Annotated in this window: 20 protein-coding genes and 1 tRNA gene; 11 read left to right on the top strand and 10 right to left on the bottom strand. The window is 67.2% G+C overall.

Going from position 1 to position 17,154, the window contains the following annotated elements:
* Nucleotides 1-243: 243 nt before the first annotated feature.
* The 3 genes from DWG18_RS10730 to DWG18_RS10720 form a co-directional block, all read right to left on the bottom strand.
* Nucleotides 244-651: a hypothetical protein gene (locus DWG18_RS10730; RefSeq protein ID WP_115647179.1), complete on the bottom strand. Its 408-nt coding sequence runs from the start codon at nucleotides 649-651 to the stop codon at nucleotides 244-246.
* Nucleotides 629-1,033, bottom strand: a complete 405-nt coding sequence (locus DWG18_RS10725) for a hypothetical protein (protein WP_162823799.1) — start codon at nucleotides 1,031-1,033, stop codon at nucleotides 629-631. Before DWG18_RS10725 ends, DWG18_RS10730 begins: the two co-directional genes overlap by 23 nt.
* A gap of 169 nt (nucleotides 1,034-1,202) precedes the next feature.
* Nucleotides 1,203-1,493 carry a hypothetical protein gene (locus DWG18_RS10720; RefSeq protein ID WP_115647177.1) on the bottom strand — a complete coding sequence of 97 codons (291 nt, stop codon included), beginning with the start codon at nucleotides 1,491-1,493 and terminating at the stop codon, nucleotides 1,203-1,205.
* A 286-nt stretch (nucleotides 1,494-1,779) separates the two neighbouring features.
* On the opposite strand from DWG18_RS10720, the gene DWG18_RS10715 reads away from it, so the two are divergent.
* A complete protein-coding gene (locus DWG18_RS10715) occupies nucleotides 1,780-2,787 on the top strand; it encodes a GGDEF domain-containing protein (RefSeq protein WP_162823798.1) in 1,008 nt (335 codons plus the stop codon).
* A 73-nt stretch (nucleotides 2,788-2,860) separates the two neighbouring features.
* Here DWG18_RS10715 and DWG18_RS10710 read toward each other — a convergent pair.
* Nucleotides 2,861-2,937, bottom strand: a tRNA-Met gene (locus DWG18_RS10710).
* Nucleotides 2,938-3,080: 143 nt separating this feature from the next.
* On the opposite strand from DWG18_RS10710, the gene DWG18_RS10705 reads away from it, so the two are divergent.
* From DWG18_RS10705 to bfr, 3 genes are all read left to right on the top strand, one after another.
* Entirely contained in the window at nucleotides 3,081-3,692 is a 612-nt protein-coding gene (locus DWG18_RS10705) for an RNA pyrophosphohydrolase (protein WP_115647175.1), read from the top strand.
* Nucleotides 3,693-3,747: 55 nt separating this feature from the next.
* Nucleotides 3,748-3,954, top strand: a complete 207-nt coding sequence (locus DWG18_RS10700; RefSeq protein ID WP_115647174.1) for a (2Fe-2S)-binding protein — start codon at nucleotides 3,748-3,750, stop codon at nucleotides 3,952-3,954.
* An 80-nt stretch (nucleotides 3,955-4,034) separates the two neighbouring features.
* Nucleotides 4,035-4,505 (top strand): bacterioferritin, encoded by a 471-nt coding sequence (gene bfr / locus DWG18_RS10695; protein ID WP_115647173.1) that lies wholly within the window; start codon nucleotides 4,035-4,037, stop codon nucleotides 4,503-4,505.
* Nucleotides 4,506-4,514: 9 nt separating this feature from the next.
* On the opposite strand, the gene DWG18_RS10690 is transcribed toward bfr, so the two are convergent.
* Nucleotides 4,515-5,111 carry a DUF4126 domain-containing protein gene (locus tag DWG18_RS10690; RefSeq protein ID WP_115647172.1) on the bottom strand — a complete coding sequence of 199 codons (597 nt, stop codon included), beginning with the start codon at nucleotides 5,109-5,111 and terminating at the stop codon, nucleotides 4,515-4,517.
* Between the two features lie 95 nt (nucleotides 5,112-5,206).
* Between DWG18_RS10690 and DWG18_RS10685 the strand changes: the two genes are divergently transcribed.
* From DWG18_RS10685 to nudC, 3 genes are read left to right on the top strand one after another with little or no spacing between them, the layout of a single operon-like run.
* Entirely contained in the window at nucleotides 5,207-5,893 is a 687-nt protein-coding gene (locus DWG18_RS10685; RefSeq protein ID WP_115647171.1) for a DUF6776 family protein, read from the top strand.
* A 58-nt stretch (nucleotides 5,894-5,951) separates the two neighbouring features.
* On the top strand, nucleotides 5,952-6,326 hold the full coding sequence (gene erpA / locus DWG18_RS10680) for an iron-sulfur cluster insertion protein ErpA (protein WP_205289342.1): 375 nt from the start codon (nucleotides 5,952-5,954) through the stop codon (nucleotides 6,324-6,326).
* On the top strand, nucleotides 6,323-7,258 hold the full coding sequence (gene nudC / locus DWG18_RS10675) for an NAD(+) diphosphatase (protein WP_115647170.1): 936 nt from the start codon (nucleotides 6,323-6,325) through the stop codon (nucleotides 7,256-7,258). Before erpA ends, nudC begins: the two co-directional genes overlap by 4 nt.
* Here nudC and DWG18_RS10670 read toward each other — a convergent pair.
* The 3 genes from DWG18_RS10670 to DWG18_RS10660 form a co-directional block, all read right to left on the bottom strand.
* Complete coding sequence (locus DWG18_RS10670) at nucleotides 7,236-7,649, bottom strand: DUF2752 domain-containing protein (protein WP_115647169.1); 414 nt, start codon at nucleotides 7,647-7,649, stop codon at nucleotides 7,236-7,238. The genes nudC and DWG18_RS10670 overlap by 23 nt on opposite strands.
* A complete protein-coding gene (locus DWG18_RS10665; RefSeq protein WP_240318654.1) occupies nucleotides 7,646-7,990 on the bottom strand; it encodes a CD225/dispanin family protein in 345 nt (114 codons plus the stop codon). The genes DWG18_RS10670 and DWG18_RS10665 overlap by 4 nt, the downstream gene beginning before the upstream one ends.
* 86 nt (nucleotides 7,991-8,076) lie before the next feature.
* Entirely contained in the window at nucleotides 8,077-9,957 is a 1,881-nt protein-coding gene (locus tag DWG18_RS10660; protein WP_115647167.1) for an MFS transporter, read from the bottom strand.
* A gap of 220 nt (nucleotides 9,958-10,177) precedes the next feature.
* On the opposite strand from DWG18_RS10660, the gene DWG18_RS10655 reads away from it, so the two are divergent.
* The 3 genes from DWG18_RS10655 (at nucleotide 10,178) to DWG18_RS10645 (ending at nucleotide 13,491) form a co-directional block, all read left to right on the top strand.
* Nucleotides 10,178-12,607 (top strand): catalase, encoded by a 2,430-nt coding sequence (locus tag DWG18_RS10655; RefSeq protein WP_115647166.1) that lies wholly within the window; start codon nucleotides 10,178-10,180, stop codon nucleotides 12,605-12,607.
* A 149-nt stretch (nucleotides 12,608-12,756) separates the two neighbouring features.
* Nucleotides 12,757-13,161, top strand: a complete 405-nt coding sequence (locus DWG18_RS10650; protein WP_115647165.1) for a hypothetical protein — start codon at nucleotides 12,757-12,759, stop codon at nucleotides 13,159-13,161.
* A gap of 48 nt (nucleotides 13,162-13,209) precedes the next feature.
* The gene (locus DWG18_RS10645; RefSeq protein ID WP_115647164.1) at nucleotides 13,210-13,491 is read left to right on the top strand and encodes a hypothetical protein; all 282 of its coding nucleotides are present in this window, start codon (nucleotides 13,210-13,212) and stop codon (nucleotides 13,489-13,491) included.
* Nucleotides 13,492-13,494: 3 nt separating this feature from the next.
* On the opposite strand, the gene DWG18_RS10640 is transcribed toward DWG18_RS10645, so the two are convergent.
* Together DWG18_RS10640 and dbpA are read right to left on the bottom strand one after the other, a co-directional pair.
* On the bottom strand, nucleotides 13,495-13,962 hold the full coding sequence (locus DWG18_RS10640) for a YaiI/YqxD family protein (RefSeq protein ID WP_240318513.1): 468 nt from the start codon (nucleotides 13,960-13,962) through the stop codon (nucleotides 13,495-13,497).
* Nucleotides 13,959-15,344 (bottom strand): ATP-dependent RNA helicase DbpA, encoded by a 1,386-nt coding sequence (gene dbpA, locus DWG18_RS10635; RefSeq protein WP_115647163.1) that lies wholly within the window; start codon nucleotides 15,342-15,344, stop codon nucleotides 13,959-13,961. The genes DWG18_RS10640 and dbpA overlap by 4 nt, the downstream gene beginning before the upstream one ends.
* Before the next feature lie 103 nt (nucleotides 15,345-15,447).
* Between dbpA and DWG18_RS10630 the strand changes: the two genes are divergently transcribed.
* Nucleotides 15,448-17,154: a site-specific DNA-methyltransferase gene (locus DWG18_RS10630; protein WP_115647162.1), complete on the top strand. Its 1,707-nt coding sequence runs from the start codon at nucleotides 15,448-15,450 to the stop codon at nucleotides 17,152-17,154.

Below are 17,154 nucleotides of genomic sequence, written 5' to 3'. Positions count from 1 at the left end.
GGCGGAGCGATTGCGGCGCGTTCGGTAGGTCGACATGGCGGGTCCAGGAAATGGCCCCGGCGCCGGCGCGCTGCTCCTGCCGTCCTTCGCCGTCGGTCCGTGCGGCTCGGTAGCGAGCGCCGGGGCAGCGAAAGAGTCGCGCCGACCCGCTACGGCCGCTATCCGGCGATATCCCGCCGCTGCGTAGGAATAATCCGACGTTGCACCTCGGTCGCGCTGCCGAGGTTGCCGATTGCACTCGCGCTAGTGGTACATCGGCCGCCGCATCAGCACGTCCTGCGGCACGCGATGGCGCTTCACCCACAGCAAAGCGTCCACGGCATCGTTGAACGCGTGCGCGCGCAGCCCGAGCCGCGACGCCATGATCTCGCCGATGCGGTCGGGGTCCAGCATCTCCTCGCGCGCCGCCACCGCGAGCGACAGCGGCTCCGGAGCGGCATCCGCCCATTCGCGCAGGATCTCGAACCGCTCGCTCAGTGTGGGCGCGGCCGCGAGATCGGCATCGGTGAAGTCGAGCAGGAGACGGCGCACGTGGCCCTCCCGCGTCTGGCTGATCGCATCGAGCGCGATCGCGCGCGCCTGGCCCAGCGACAGCGGACCGTCGACGTGGACGATGAGGCAGTCGTCATCAAGGTGCTGGACGACGTTCATGCGGAGTCTCCTCGGGACGGACTTGTCGGAGCCAGCGATCGGCTTCGACACGATCGGTGAACGCGTGCGCGTCGAGGCCGAGTCGGGAAGCGACGTACAACCCCGCGCGGTCGGGTCGCAGCAGCGCTTCGGGTGCGGCCAGCGCGAGCGAGAAGCCATCGGGCGCGGCCTCCGCCCACTCCTGCACGATGTCGATGCGTTGCACATAAAAGGGCGGCGGTTCGACCGCGGCGTCGAGGAAATCGAGCAGCAGTCGGCGCAGCCCGCGATCGCGGCAGAGCATCACCGCGTCGAACGCCGCCGCGCGCGCATCGGCGAGCGTCGCGTGGCCTTCGATGCGCAGGATCAGGGTGTCGCCGGCGATGCGCACGTCGGTCTGCATCGTGACCTCCACACGCGATCGTAAAGACGCCATCGCACACGCTGCGACCGTCGGTCGCGCCTGCACCATCGGGCAGCGGTGCGCCTGTGAAGCGCCGTATCGCGGTCACCGCAGGCCGCAGGTCGATTGGACACCTTACGTACCAGTCTGCCGCGCGCTGCGGTCGAACTCAGAGGTAGGCGCTGCTCGCCGCCCACTTCACCTGGGCGATCACTTCCTTCACCCGGCCGCGTTCGACGAGTTCCGCCGGCGACGCATCGCCGCGCCGCGCGCACAGCCAACGCGCCAAGGCCACTTCGTCGTGTTTCCAGAAATCGAGCAGCAATGCCGCCAGCTCGGGTGATCGCGCCCGCACGTGTTCCCACACGCGACGCTCGGCCTCGCGACATTGCGCCTGCGCATGCTGCAACATCTCGAGCTCGAGAAAGAGGTCGTCGTGGGTCCGCGGGCGGCCGGCCATGGACGCATGCTCGCATGGCCCACGGCGGCCGGAGCTGAACCCGTCGGCAACGACATACGGGTCGCATGCCGACGCCGCCATGCGTGCGGATCGCGTCGTTGTTCGTCCCGACGAACGGTCGTCGATGGATGTCGTGGTCGTCGTGCAGTGCAGCGAGAGTGTCGTTACATCGAGACGTGGCGCATTCATGGCACCGCACCGCCTCGGAGGCGGACGAACGTGCAGTTCGATGACGTCTACAGACGTTGACCGACCCGGTTGTCCCAATGCTTCGTCGGAGCCCGACATGTTCCAGACGCTGCACGACATCGACGCACGCTTCCGCTATCGCATGCGGATGTGGTTCTGTCGTGTGTTCATCGTGCAACTGCTCGTCGTCGCGGCGCTTCGTCTGGAGGGCGGACGGCGGGAGATCGCGCTGATGGACGCAGTCTGGGCGGTGTGCCTGTTCGTCGTCCTGGGCGCCATCCACCGGTTCCGCACGAGCTCGCGCGCCGGCGATGCGCTGGTGCTGGTCAACGCGCTGTTCGCCTCGATCAACGTCCATCTCGTCGGCGTCACCGGACTGAGTTGGGTGTTCCCGATCATCATCGCGTCGTTCGCGATCAGCCGCGCGCCACTCGCAATCGGCGTGTCCGCCGCCATGCTGGCCAATGCGTTCCTGTTGACGGCGCCCTTCGACAGCGTGGAGGAGAAGGTCGCGTTCGCCTTGTGCGGTGTGCTCGTCACCGTGCTGTCCTACGTCGCCGCGACGCATGTACAGCGGCTGCGCATCCTGCTCGAGCGAATGGCCACCCGCGATCCGCTCACCGATGCGGGCAACCGACGCGCGATGGACGATGCGATCCGTCAGGCGCTGCGCGCGCGTGATCCTGCGGTTCTCGCCGTGGTCGACCTCGACCACTTCAAGAAGATCAACGATGCCTACGGCCATGCGGCCGGCGATCGCGTGCTGCGCGAGACCGCCGCGACCATCCATCTTCAGCTCGGCGACACCGGCGCGCTGTATCGCTTGGGCGGAGAAGAGTTCGTCATCGTGATGCGCGACGTGGATCGTGTCGATGCGCATGCACGTCTGCTCGCCCTCAACGCCGCGGTGCGGCGGGACGTCCGACTGCGCGAAGTGCGGGTCACCTGCTCGGTGGGATTAGCCGGGAAACGCGCCGGCGACGACGCGGCGGCGTGGCTCGCGCGTGCGGACAAGGCGGTCTATCGGGCGAAGGCGCTGGGTCGTGACCAGGTGGTCGATTTCGATGATGCACCGGAGGCCGGGAGCGCGGATTCCGGCGCGTAGGCGACCGGTCGCATCGCGACCTCATCGGAAACAAAAAACCCCGCGAAGTCGCAGGGTTTGATGGTCGACCGCGTGGTGGCTATGGGTGGACTCGAACCACCGACCCCAGCATTATGAGTGCTGTGCTCTAACCGGCTGAGCTACATAGCCATGCGGTGAACCGCGAATTCTTCCGGTTCGGCCGCTGGCTGTCAATGTCCGTCACGTCGACACGGCGTTCGCTTGTTGTCCACCGGTCCCCGTGGCAGAGTCGATCGCAGTGGCTTCGTGCCTAAGCAATCGAGGTCCGCATCGTGATCGATCCGGACGGCTACCGCCCCAACGTGGGCATCGTGATCATGAATGCCGGCGGCCAGGTGTTCTGGGCCCGTCGTGTCCATCGCGATGGCTGGCAGTTCCCGCAGGGCGGGATGAATACCGACGAGACGCCCATCGAGGCGATGTACCGGGAACTCCGCGAGGAGACCGGTCTGCTGCCCGAGCACGTCGATGTCCTGGCGGCGACGCCCGGCTGGCTGCGCTACCGGTTGCCACAGCGGGCGATCCGCCGCCGTGACCGGCTGGTCTGCATCGGCCAGAAGCAGGTGTGGTTCCTGCTGCACCTGAAAGGTGCCGAGTCCGAGGTGCGCCTCGACCTGACCGAGAAGCCGGAGTTCGACCACTGGCGCTGGGTCGATTTCTGGTACCCGCTGGACCACGTGGTGACGTTCAAGCGGGGCGTCTATTCGCGGGCGCTGCGCCATCTGGCGCCCACCGCCCGGCAGCTCGCCGGCGCCACCGCTATCCCGACGCCGGTTCTTGACCCCTGCGACGCCCGTGGCGGCCGGTCGCCGCACCGCTCGCGACCGCGGTCGGGCGGGTTCGGCGCGCCATCGGTCGGGACACCTGAACCCGCCTCTAATTGACAATCATTCTCATTCGTGTTGGACTGTGGGCGTCCCACCGAACGACCCGGTCCTCATGTACGTGTGCATCTGCAATGGCGTCACCGATCGCGACATCCGCCAGGCGGCGGAGTCCGGGTGCCGGGGCATGACGGAGCTGACGATGCGCACCGGCGCTGGCGCGAGCTGCGGCAGCTGCATCGAAATGGCGACGTCGATCCTCGACGAGACGGCCGCGCAGCTGCAGCCGGTGCCGCTGGAGATGCTGTCCGTCGCGGCGTGACCGCAACGCAGGCGATTCGCATTACGCCGCACGACGGCGCACCGGTTTAGAGTGCCCGCTCCGTGTCACGGAGCCAGCCCATGAAGGGCGATGCCAAGGTCATCGAATTCCTCAATCGCGCGCTCTACAACGAGCTGATCGCGATCAACCAGTACTTTCTGCACGCCAAGATGCTGAAGAACTGGGGGCTGAAAGAGCTCGCCGACCACGAGTACCACGAGTCGATCGACGAGATGAAGCACGCGGACAAGTTGTCCGAACGCATCCTCTTCCTCGACGGGCTGCCGAACTTCCAGTCGCTGGGCAAGCTCAAGATCGGCGAGAACCCGCGCGAAGTGCTGGGCTGCGATCTGGCGCTCGAATACGAGGCACTGCCGCTGCTGCGTGAAGCGATCGCCTACTGCGAGCAGGTGCAGGACTACGTCAGCCGCCAGCTGTTCGCCGACATCCTCGAATCCGAGGAAGAGCACATCGACTGGATCGAAACGCAGCTCGGCCTGATGGATCGCCTCGGCGACGCGCTCTACCTGCAGTCGAAGATCGAGAGCTGATCCGCGACGTCAGGCGACGGGCCGCGGCGTGCCGACGGCCCGTCGCACCACGCCGCGCACGCGACGCCACAGCCAGCCGATCGCGAGCGCGACGAGCAGGCTGATCGCGAGCACGACGACGAGCGCCGCGACCGGATGGGCGACGAGCAGCGCCAGCAGTCCGACCGTCGCGGTGTCCTCGCCCAGCGATGCGCCCCAGTTGGTCACGGGCTCCGGAGAGATGTTGAGCAGCGCGCGCGTTCCGGATTTCAGTCCGTGGCTGGCGAGCGCGACGCCCGCGCCCATCGCCAGTGCGCCCGCGCCCAGATGCCCGTCCGGCGACAGCGCGGCCGCAGCGAGGAAGGCGCCGACCGGCACGCGCAGCAGCGTGTGCACGAGGTCCCAGGCCGAATCGACGCCCGGAATCTTGTCGGCAAAGAATTCGACCAGCGCGAGCGCGCCGGCGACGCCGATCACCCACGGTGACTGCGCGGCCTCGAGCGCGGGTGGCAGATGCAGCCAGCCCAGCGCGCCCGCCAGCCCGATGCCAAAGACCGTCAGGTAGACACGGATTCCCGCCAACCAGGCGAGAACGAGGCCAAGCGCGAACAGCGGGGCATCGGACATGGGGGAATCTCCAGAACGCCACCGGCAATGGAACGACCGCCCGCGTGCAGGCGGCGTGGGCATACTGCGGGCACTGCCGCTTCGTAAAGGCCGCCATGTCCACGCGACCGACGCCCTCCGCCGTCGCCCGCACCGGGTTCGGACTCATCGCCGCTCTGCTCGTCTTCCTGCTCGCGCTGGTGTTCGGCGCCTGGGGCGTGTGGCAGGTCGCGCGCGGTGGGCACGCAGCGCCCGGCGATGCAGGCGCTACGGACGCGCTCGCGCAGCGTGTCGCCACGCTGTCGCGCTCGGATGAGATCAGTCGCGCTGCCAACGCCAAGCTGCAGTCCACGCTCGCGGAGCGCGAGGAGCAGATCGCACAGCTGAAGGCCGACGTCGACTTCTACGAACGGCTGGTCGGCGCGACGGGCCAGCGCCACGGCCTGAGCGTGCATGCGCTGCAGCTGCACCGTCAGCCGGGCGGGGCCTGGCACTTCAGCGCGGTGTTGACGCAGAACCTCGACCGCGCGGCCGTCAGCACCGGCACGCTCACGCTCGCGATCGAAGGCAGCCGCCAGGGCAAGCTTGAGACGCTCGACTGGCCGACGCTGCGCCAGCAACCGGCGGCGCCGGGCGCGCCGTATTCGTTCCGCTATTTCCAGCAGATCGATGGCGATGTCTTCCTGCCCGCGGGCTTTACCCCGGCGCGGGTCACGGTCCGACTGCAACCGCGCGGCGGTGCCGTGGTCGAGCATCCGCTGACCTGGGCCGAGGCCACCGAAGAGGCGGGCGCCCCGCGCTGAACCCAGCGTCGCGGCGCCGTTGGCCGGGCGTTGCGAGGCCCGCTGGTATCCTGCGCACATGAACATGATCGACCTGCCGACGGCGCCCGGTTACCAGTCGCTGGAGCGACCGCTGGCGTTCACCTCGGCCGCCGCCGCGAAAGTGCGGCAGCTGATCGACGAAGAAGGCAACGACAGCCTCAACCTGCGGGTCTACATCCAGGGTGGTGGCTGTTCGGGCTTCCAGTACGGCTTCGAATTCGACGAAGAGCGCGCCGACGACGACCTCGCGGTCGAGACCGATGGCGTGACGCTCGTCGTCGATCCGCTGAGCCTGCAGTACCTGATGGGCGCGGAAGTCGACTACACGGAATCGCTGCATGGCGCGCAGTTCGTGATCCGTAATCCGAACGCGAAGACCACCTGCGGCTGCGGATCCTCGTTCTCCGCATGACGTCCGCTTCCGACGCGCCGTACTCGCTCGTCGGAGATGCAAGCGGATTCGCGCCGCTCGATCGCGCCGATCATCTGCGTGGTGACGGGAAGGCGCTTGCGTCGCTGTGGCCCGAAGCGCGCGTGCTGCGGCTGGACAGCGAAGGGCGTGCCGCTGCCGATGCCTCCGGTTATCCCGTCGTCGTGCGCGGCGATGCGCTGGCGGCGTCGAGCGACGACGCCTATTTCCTCGGGCTCGACGCCACCGGCCAAGCCTGGTTCGCGCTCCCGCGGGCAGATCTGGGCGACGCGCATATCGATCTGCGCACGGCCGCGGCATCGTGGTCACCGCTCGAAGCGAATGCCTACGCGACCGCGCACGCGCTGCATCACTGGCATCTGCGTCATCGCTACTGCGGCTTCTGTGGCGGTGACATCGAATTCGTGCGCGCCGGCTGGCTCGGTCGCTGCCTGCGTTGCACGCGCGAGCACTACCCACGCACTGATCCGGCGGTGATCGTCGCGGTGGGCGAGGGCTCGCGTCTGCTGCTCGGTCGGCAGGCGGCATGGCCGGCGCGACGTCACTCGGTGATCGCGGGTTTCGTCGAGCCGGGCGAGACGCTGGAGCAGGCGGTCGCGCGCGAAGTGATGGAAGAGACCGGTGTTCGAGTCGTCGCGAGCCGTTACCTCGGCTCGCAGCCGTGGCCGTTTCCGACGTCGCTGATGCTGGGCTTCATCGCAGTCGCCGAGCCTGGCGATGTGCGCGACAGCGAAGAGCTCGAGCATGCGCGCTGGTTCGAGCGCGAGGAGATCGTCGAGGCGCTCGCGGCGGAAGAGCGCGGCGATACCGCGGACGCGCCGCTGCTAATGCCGTCCCGGATTTCGATCGCACACTGGCTCGTGCGCGAGTGGCTGGACGCGACGGCGGCGCTCAGCCCGGCGCCAGCGCGCTGAAAGGCGCCCAGGGCAGGTTGCGCAGCACGCCGAACAGAAGGGCGGCGATGATCCAGAGGCGGCCGTCGAAGGCGATGCGTCGCACGGCGCCTTCAAGCACACGACGCTGCGCGAATTGCTCGAACGCGAACAGCGCGAGCACCGGCAGCCCGAGCAGCGCAAGCACGTTCATCGACGCTGCGCCCGCGATGTCGCCATGCACCAGCGCATGCAGCATGCGCGTCATGCCGCAGCCCGGGCAGTACAGGCCGGTGAGTGCGTGGAAGATGCAACCCGGCAGCGGGCTTGCTGCCGAGTTGGGATCGAAACGATAGAGCAGGGCGACGCCCGCGACCGCCGTCGCGCCGAGCGCGGCGGCGATCACCTTGCGACGGGCGTCGAGCGCGATCATCGGCCCTGCATGTGCTCGATCTGCTGCAGGCGCTCGGTGTACCGCGCCATGCCGCCAGTGGCCATCATGCCGATGTTGATCAGCAGGCCCAGTGCGCACAGGCCGGTGGTGATCCAGCACCACAGCTTGGCGGCGTCGGACGAACGCTTGGCTTCGGCGAAGTCGCCACGATCGAGTGCGCCGTTAACCTTGCTCGAGAACACGATGGCGACGATGCCCGGGATCGTGCCGATCACGCAGCAAAGGCAGAGCGATACGACGGTGATGATGATCGACCACACCATGTAGTTCGGAACGGGAACGCCACCGGCCTGCGGCGGCATCGGTGACGGGGGCGGCATGACGGGCGGCGGCGTGCTCATGGTGCGGCGTCCTTATGGTTGGGTCGGGAAACGGAAAACTTGGGTGATGCTAGCAGGCGCATCGGTCAGGCGGCCGAGCCGCGCAGCTCGCGCACCTGCACTTCCAGTGATTCGGCGGTGACATTCGCGCCGTCGACGGGCGCATCGGCGACGACGTCGACATGCGCGCGGAAGCGACGCGGCACGCGGGCGCGACCGAGGCGGCCGTCGCGACGGCTCCACATGCTCGCCCACATGCCGCGCAGCGCCATCGGCACCACCGGCACCTGGCGCCGCTCGAGAATCTTTTCGACGCCCGACTTGAACGCGGCGATCTCGCCGTCCTTGGTCAGTCCGCCTTCGGGAAAGATGCCGACCAGCTCGCCTTCGGCGAGCGCCGCATCGATCTCGTCGAACGCCTTCTGCATCAGCACGGGATCCTCGCGCGCCCCGGCAATCGGAATCGCCTTCGCCGTCCTGAAGATCCAGCGCATGACCGGCGCGTTGAAGATCTTGTAGTACATGACGAAGCGCACCGGCCGCGGAATGGTGCCGGCGAGGATCAGCGCGTCCATGTAGCTGACATGGTTGCAGACGATCAGGGCGGGGCCTTCGTCCGGAATGGCGTCGATACCGCGCGGGCGCAGCTTGTACAGCGAGCGCACCAGCACCCAGCTGACGAAGCGCATCGCGAACTCCGGCACGATGCTGAGAATCCACAGCATCACCAGCGCATTTGCGATCGCGAGTGCGAGGAACAGCTGCGGCACCGTCCAGTGCAGGTAGCGCTGCAGCGCGATCGCACCGAGCGCGGCCATCACGATGAACACCGAGTTCTGGATGTTCATCGCCGCGATCACACGCGACAGCTCCACCCTCGGCGTGCGGCTCTGGATCAGCGCGAACAACGGCACCACGAAGATGCCGACCGACAGGCCAACCCCCGCCAGCGCGATGGCGATGCGCAGCCCACCCGGCGCGGCGAGGAATTCGCGCAGCGACAGGCCCGTCGCCGGCGGCGCGCCGGTGCGTGCGAAGTACAGGTCGAGCAGGAACGCGGTGATGCCGAACGCACCGACCGGCACGAGGCCGATTTCGACGGTGCGCGCCGAGAGCTTCTCGCACAGCACCGAACCCACGCCGGTGCCGACCGAGAACAACGCGAGCGCGAACAGATAGAGATGGCCGTTGCCGAGATTCACTTCGGCATACGCCGGCAGCTGCGACGTCAGCACCGTGCCGACGAACCAGAACCACGACACGCCGAGGATCGAATTGCGCACCGCGAGCTGCTTGCGCGACATGCGCAGGATGCGCAGCGATTCGGGCACCGGATTGAAGCTGACCTGCAGGTCGGGCGCATTCGCATCCGAGCGCGGAATCGCGCGACACACGATGTAGCCCAGCACGGCCAGCGCGAACACCGCGACGGCTGCGATGAGTGGCGCCTGCGCATGACCGAGCGCGAAGATGCCGCCACCGGCGAGCATGCCGAGCAGGATCGCCACCGACGTGCCCATCTCCACCAGGCCATTGCCGCCGGTGAGCTCGCGCGGTTCCAGCACCGCCGGCAGGATCGAATACTTCACCGGCCCGAACAACGTCGCATGCAGGCCGGTGAGGAACAGCGCGACCATCAGCACCGGCAGGCTCTTGAGCGCGAAACCGACCGCCGCCACCGCCATCACCGCGATGCCGAACAGGTTGATCGCGCGGATCAGTCGCGACTTCTCGTACTTCTCCGCGATCTGCCCCGCGAGCGCGGAGAACAGGAAGAACGGCACGATGAAGATCGCCGGCGCGAGGTTGGCGTAGAGCGTCGTCTCCGCCGTGCCCACGGCGAGGAAGGCGAGCAGGCCGATGATGGCCTGGCGGTAGACGTTGTCGTTGAACGCACCGATCGCCTGCGTGGCGAAGAAGGGCGCGAAGCGTCGCTGGCCCAGCAGTGCAAATTGGTTGTGCGCCATGCGGCTTCGGTCTCCCCCGGGACGCCGCGAATCTAGCAGAGCCGCGCTTCGAACCAATGGCGGGCGCGCCGCGTGCGGCGTCGCTCTCCGCGGTGTCCGGCTCATAGTCCGCGTCGCCCGGCACTGCAGAGCCCGTCCGCCATGCATGCGGTCGCTATGAACCGGCCATCACGGAACCGCACCTAGCCTGCGGCGGCCCCTCCGCATGACAGGACATTCCATGGCTACGAAGAAGTCGGCCGGCAAGGCGTCACCGACACGCAAGAGCGCCTCCAGCCGCGCAACGGGCGGCAAGGCCGCCGCGCGCAAGACCGACAGCGGCAGTGCGAAGGCCCCGCCTCCGGGCACGGGCGACGCAGCGGCGGAGAAGATGGCGCAGACGCAGCAGGTCGCCGCCGCGATGCCGACCAACACCGCGAAGGCCAGCGAGTACGCGAAACGTGGCGCGCTGCCCGTCGCGCCGGAAGGCGATCACGTCGGCATCGAACCCATCGTCGGCGCCAGCACGCTCAGCGAAGTCAACGTCAGCGACAAGACCGGCGCGCCGGCGGCGCTTGGCGAGAATCCGACCGTCGATCCGCTCGACCGCGTGCGCGTCGACTCCACCGGACAGGCCATCACCACCAACCAGGGCGTGCCGGTCGCCGACAACCAGAACTCGCTGAAGGCAGGCGTGCGCGGTCCCGCGCTGCTCAAGGACTTCATCCTCCGCGAGAAGATCACGCACTTCGACCATGAACGCATTCCCGAGCGCGTCGTGCATGCACGCGGCTCTGCGGCGCACGGCTTCTTCGAGTGCTACGAGCCGCTCACCGACCTCACCGTCGCCGCGCCGTTCCAGGCGAAAGGCAAGCGCACGCCGGTTTTCGTGCGCTTCTCGACCGTGGCGGGCGAGCGCGGCAGCAAGGATACGGCGCGCGACGTGCGCGGCTTCGCGGTGAAGTTCTACACCGAGCAGGGCAACTGGGATCTCGTCGGCAACAACATCCCGGTGTTCTTCATCCAGGACGCGATGAAGTTCCCCGACCTCGTGCATGCGGTGAAGCCCGAGCCGCACCACGCGATGCCGCAGGCGGCGAGTGCGCACGATACGTTCTGGGATTTCGTGTCGCTGATGCCCGAGTCCACGCACATGCTGCTGTGGCAGATGAGCGACCGGGCGATTCCGCGCAGCTATCGCACCATGCAGGGCTTCGGCGTGCACACGTTCCGGCTCGTCAACGCGAAGGGCCGCGCGGTATTCGTGAAGTTCCACTGGACGCCGGTGCTTGGTACGCACTCGCTGGTGTGGGACGAAGCCGTCAAGATTTCCGGTGCCGATCCCGACTACCACCGTCGCGATCTGTGGGAAGCGATCGAAGCCGGCGCGTATCCCGAGTACGAACTCGGCCTGCAGGTGTTCACCGAAGAACAGGCCGAAAGCTTCAGCTTCGACGTACTCGATGCCACCAAGCTCGTGCCCGAAGAGCTGGTGCCGCTGCGCACCGTCGGCCGCCTCGTGCTCGATCGCAATCCGGACAACTTCTTCGCCGAGACCGAGCAGGTCGCGTTCTGCACCGCCCACGTCGTTCCCGGTATCGACTTCACGAACGATCCGCTACTCGCCGGGCGCATCCATTCCTACGTCGATACGCAGATCACTCGGCTCGGCGGGCCCAACTTCCACGAGATCCCGATCAACGCGCCGATCGCGCCGGTGCACAACAACCAGCGCGACGGCCTGCACCGACAGGCGATCCATCGCGGCCGCGTGTCGTACGAACCCAACAGTCTTGCGGGCGGTTGTCCGTTCCAGGCGGGCGCGGCCGGTTTCGTCGCGTTCCCCGAACCGATCGACGCCAATGAAGTGCGCGGCAAGCCGGAGAAGTTCGCCGAACACTTCAACCAGGCGCGCCTGTTCTTCGACAGCCAGACGCCGATCGAACAGGCGCACATCATCGCGGCGTTCCGCTTCGAGCTGTCGAAGGTGACGGTGCCGGCGGTGCGCGAACGCGTCGTGTCGATGCTGGCGAACGTGTCCGACGTGCTTGCCGAAGGTGTCGCGAGTGGGCTGGGCATGGACGTGCCCGCGCCGATGCCGCCGGTGCTGGCGAAGCCGCCGAAACCGGAAGTCGCGGTCTCCGATGCGCTGTCGCTGCTCGCTCGACCGGGCGACGGCAGCATCCGCACGCGCCAGATCGCGATCGTCGTGGCCGATGGCGTCGACGGCGCGACGGTCACGGCGTTGCAATCGGCCTTGCTCGACGAAGGTGCGGTGCCGCGCCTGGTCGGCCCGCGCATCGGGCCGGTGCGCACCGCCGACGGCGAAGTGCTCGACGCCGACGCCTCGCTCGAGAACGAACCCGCGTTCCTGTTCGACGCGATGGTGCTGCCCGACGGCGACCAGGCGGTCGACGCGCTGCTCGCCAACGGTCGCATGCTCGAAGGCCTCAAGGACCAGTACCGCCACTGCAAGACCATCCTCGCGCTCGGCGCGTCGCAGCGACTGGTCGAGGCGGCGGGGCTGCCGACCGAACTGCCGGACGGCACGCCGGACCCGGGCCTGCTGGTGATGGATGGCGACGACACCGATGCGGCGCTCGAGGCGTTCGTCGCGGCCGTCTCCCAGCATCGCCACTGGGACCGCGAGACCGACCCGCCGCGGGTCTGAGCCGGGGGGCGTTCGCGCGAGCCCTTGGTACCTCGCTGCACCCGGACCACGGCACCAGAGTCGTGGTCCGGGCCGATGGGCGGCGCGTGCTGCGGCGCCGTGTCCGCCCATCATCCGGCGCGCGCACTTCCGCGCGACGGGGGGTCTCCATGAAGGGCACGCTGTTTCTGCGCACGGGCATCCTGCTGCTGCTCGTCGGCGTCGTAATGGGCATGGTCATGGGCGGACAGCACGACTTCACCTACGCGCCCGTCCATGCGCACCTCAACCTCGTCGGCGGCGTGCTGATGATGGTGGCCGGGCTGTTCTACAACGCCCGCCCGGATCTCTCCGGCCGCATGGTCAGCGCGCACTACGTCGCGCATGCACTGGGTGCCGTGCTGCTGCCGGCGGGCATTTACGGCTCGATCGCCGGGACGACCTGGGCCGTGCCCGTCGTCGGCAGTGGTTCGGTGCTGACGTTGCTCGCGCTGCTGCTGTTCGCGGTCAACCTGTTCCGTCGGGTGCCCAATGCGACGACGGCGCCGGCGATGGATGAGGCGCGTTCACCCTGAACAGGCGCGCGTCACATGGCCTGCACGGCCGCGGGAGACCCTTGGTCCATGCGCTTCCTTGATGCCGACGTCCATCCCATCGCCGTGTCCGACGCGGTGTCGCCCCTCGTCACCGCGGGCGCGATCAGCGGCATGACCGCGCTGCTGGGCCTCGCGCTCGGCAGCGGCGTGGCGATCGCGCTGCAATTGTTCCCGGCGGTGTTCCTCGGCGCGCTGCTGGCGCAGGCTGGCGTGTCGCCGATGCGCACGCCGTGGGCGATGGCGGCCTGCCTGCCGGTGATCGGCCTGCTGATGGCCGGCAGCGCGCAGCTCGCGGAGCTGATCGCCTAGCGCTTACGACGCACGCGGACGTCGCGCCAGCCAGCGATCCACGCCGGCCGCGAACGTCTGCCGATCGCGTGCATGGAACGGCGCGGGCCCACCCGTCTGCACACCCGAACCGCGCAGCTCGTCCATGAAGTTGCGCATCGACAGCCGCTCGGAAATCGTGTCCTTCGTGTACGGCTCGCCGCGCGGATTGATCGCGGTCGCGCCCGCTTCGATCACCTTCGCCGCGAGCGGGATGTCCTGCGTCACCACCAGATCGCCCGCACGCACGTGCGCCGCGATCTCTTCGTCAGCGACGTCCGGCCCCTGCGGCACCTGGATCGCGCGCAACCACGGCGACGTCGGCAACTTGATCCATTGGTTCGCGACGAAGATCGTCTCAACTTTCGCGCGGTTCGCCGCACGCACGAGGATGTCGCGGATCACGCCCGGACACGCATCCGCGTCCACCCAGATCCGCGACGGCTCGCTCACAGCTTGCGCACGCGGAAGCGCTTGGCCTTGATCCGGCCTTCCTGCAGGCGCGACAGCGCGCGCGCCGCATCCTCGCGACGCACCGCCACATAACTGCGCGTCGGAAACACGTCGATCTTGCCGAGCGCAGTGGCGGGCAGGCCGGCTTCGCCGGTAAGCGCGCCGACGATGTCGCCGGGGCGCAGCTTGTCGGTGCGGCCGCCGTCGATGCGCAGCGTGCGCATGGACGCATGCCGGCCGACCCCATTGCGCAGCGGTGCGAGCGTCGGCTTGCGCAGCACCGCGTCGACGCCGAGCGCGGTTTCGATCGCCGCCAGGCGCGAACGTTCGCGACCCGTGCACAGCGTCAGCGCGACGCCGCCACGCCCCGCACGCCCGGTGCGGCCAATGCGATGCGTGTAGGTGTCGGCATCGCTGGGCACGTCGTAATTGACGACCAGGCCGAGATCCTCGATGTCTAGCCCGCGCGCGGCGACGTCGCTGGCCACCAGCACGTCGCAACTGCCGTTGGCGAAGCGCACCAGCACTTCCTCGCGGTCGCGCTGCTCCAGATCGCCGTGCAGCGCGAGCGCATCGAAGCCCAGGTGCGCGAGCGACGACGCGACTTCATCCGCATCGCGCCGCATGTTGCAGAACACCACCGCGCGGCCATCGTGGTGCGCGAGCAGCGCGCCGGCGAGCGCGGCCGTCTTCTGCGGGGGCTCCACTTCGACAAACCGCTGCTCGATCGCGGGCTGGTCGACGTGCGCCTCGACGCTCACCTCCACCGGCTCGCGCATCGTCGCCTGCGCCACCGCGCGGATCGCGTCGGGGAACGTCGCCGAGAACAGCAGCGTCTGCCGCGTGCGCGGCGTCGCGCCGACGATCTCGCGGATCTGCTCCTCGAAGCCCATGTCGAGCATGCGGTCGGCTTCGTCGAGCACCAGCACGCGCACGTCGCGCAGCTTCAGCGCCTTCTTGCGGAGCAGCTCCTGCACGCGGCCGGGCGTGCCGACGATCACGTGCGGCGCGTGCTGATCCAGCGACGCCAGCTGCGGCGCCAGCGCCACGCCGCCGGTGAGCGTGAGCAGCTTGAGGTTGGGCACGCCCGTCGCGAGCTTGCGCACCTGCCGCGCCACCTGCTCGGCCAGCTCGCGCGTCGGGCAGAGCACCAGCGCCTGCACCTCGATGCGCGACGCCTCGATGCGATGCAGCAATCCGAGCCCGAACGCGACCGTCTTGCCGCTGCCGGTCGGCGCCTGCGCGATCACGTCGCGCGCCTCGATCAGCGCCGGCAGGCTCTGCGCCTGCACGGGCGTCATCTGCACGTGGCCGAGGGCGTCGAGGCCGGCGAAGAGGGCGGGTTCAAGGGGGAGGTCGGTGAATTCGAGGGGGGAGGTCATGCGACATGGTAGCGGCAGGGTGTCTTGGCTAGTGTCCCGGGCGCGCAAAGCTTCCGACTTCAGGACACACTAAACGGGAAGAGCATTGAGGATCACTAGGCGCATGCCAACACTGAACTGGATTGGGAAGGAAGCTGTCGTCAAACATCACCAGGAAGTTCCTTTCCGCCTACTGGAACCGGTGCCCGATCTTGCCTGCGGTGTAGATACAGGCGGCAACCTCATCGTGCAGGGCGACAACCTGCACGCGCTAAAGGCTCTGTTGCCCCGCTATGCCGGGCAAGTGAAGTGCATCTACATTGACCCGCCGTATAACACTGGGCAGGACGACCGGGGTGCAGACGGCAAGAGAGCCGGCTGGATATATAACGATCGAGTTGAGAGCCCCGAAATCTTGGAATGGCTTGGGAAAGTCGTCGGCGCTGAGGCTGACGACCTGTGCAGGCACGACAAGTGGCTTTGCATGATGTACCCGCGAGTAAGGCTTCTTAGAGACTTTCTGCGCGACGACGGTGTCATATTTGCGAGCATTGACGACGTCGAGGTCGCAAGCATGCGCTTACTGTTCGACGAGATTTTCGGTGCTGCTAATCGCATCGGGGTAATCGTCTGGAAGAACGCCACAGACAACAATCCCACCCAAATTGCCAGCGAGCATGAGTACATCCTCTGCTACGCCAAAGACAAACGTAAGGTTCCGAGCGAGTGGAAGGCGTCGACTCTCGAGATAAAGACACGCTTGCTCGAGGTTGGCGAGAAACTTATCAACGAGCACGTTGACCAATCGGCTCTTCAAGCCGCCTACACGAAATGGTACCGGGAGAATAAGTCCCAGCTGTGGCCCTTCGAGGACTACAAGTTCATCGACGGCGGCGGCGTCTATACCGGAATGCGCTCTGTTCACAATCCGGGTAAGGAAGGCTACCGCTACGACATCCTTCACCCAGTCACGGGTCGGGCATGCCAGCAGCCGCTAATGGGCTATCGGTTTCCTGAGGAGTCGATGCGCCGTCTGATTGACGAGGGGCGAATAATCTTCGGAGATGACGAGACAAAGCTGGTCGAACTCAAGGTCTACGCTAAGGACTATCGAGCCAAACTCTCAAGCCTCTTTGAACTTGATGGCCGCATCGGGACAAACGAAATCAAAGCAATCTTTCCGGAAGACAAGCGGCCATTTGACTTCCCCAAGCCAACGGAACTGATCGAGGAGTTGTTGAGCTTCACTACCAGTGGTAGCGACTTGATCCTAGATTCATTCGGCGGGTCGGGAACGACGGCCAATGCTGTGCTGAAGCTAAACCGGGCGGATGGCCACTCGCGCCGATTTATCTTGGTGGAGATGAAGGACGAAATCGCGACTGGCGTCACCGCTCAGCGTGTGCGGCGCATTGCACGCGGATACACCAGTGCAAAAGGGGAAGCAGTCGCGGGTCTCGGTGGTGGGTTCCAGTTCTGTCGTCTTTCGCCGGAACCGCTGTTCGATGCTGAAGGCCAGATTCGCCGTGACGTTACCTTTGCTCAACTGGCCGAATTCGTCTGGTTCGCCGAGACCGGTGTGGGTTACACGGGCTGCGCCGATTCGCCGCTGCTGGGCGTCCACGAGAGCCGCGCCATCTATCTGCTTTACAACGGCATTCTCAAGGACCGCTCTGTCGCGGGCGGTAACGTGCTTACCGGCACGGTATTGGACATGCTTCCGAAGTTCGCCGGCCCGAAAGTGATTTACGCAGCGGCCAACCGCATGGGTGGTCGCGCTGCACGCGAGGGAATCACCTTCAAGCAAACCCCTTACGCGTTGCAGGTGTAA

It is taken from the genome of Lysobacter sp. TY2-98, assembly GCF_003367355.1.
GTDB lineage: Bacteria > Pseudomonadota > Gammaproteobacteria > Xanthomonadales > Xanthomonadaceae > Cognatilysobacter.
The sequence above is the reverse complement of the archived record's forward strand: the minus strand, read 5'-3'. Positions and strand labels throughout refer to the sequence as shown.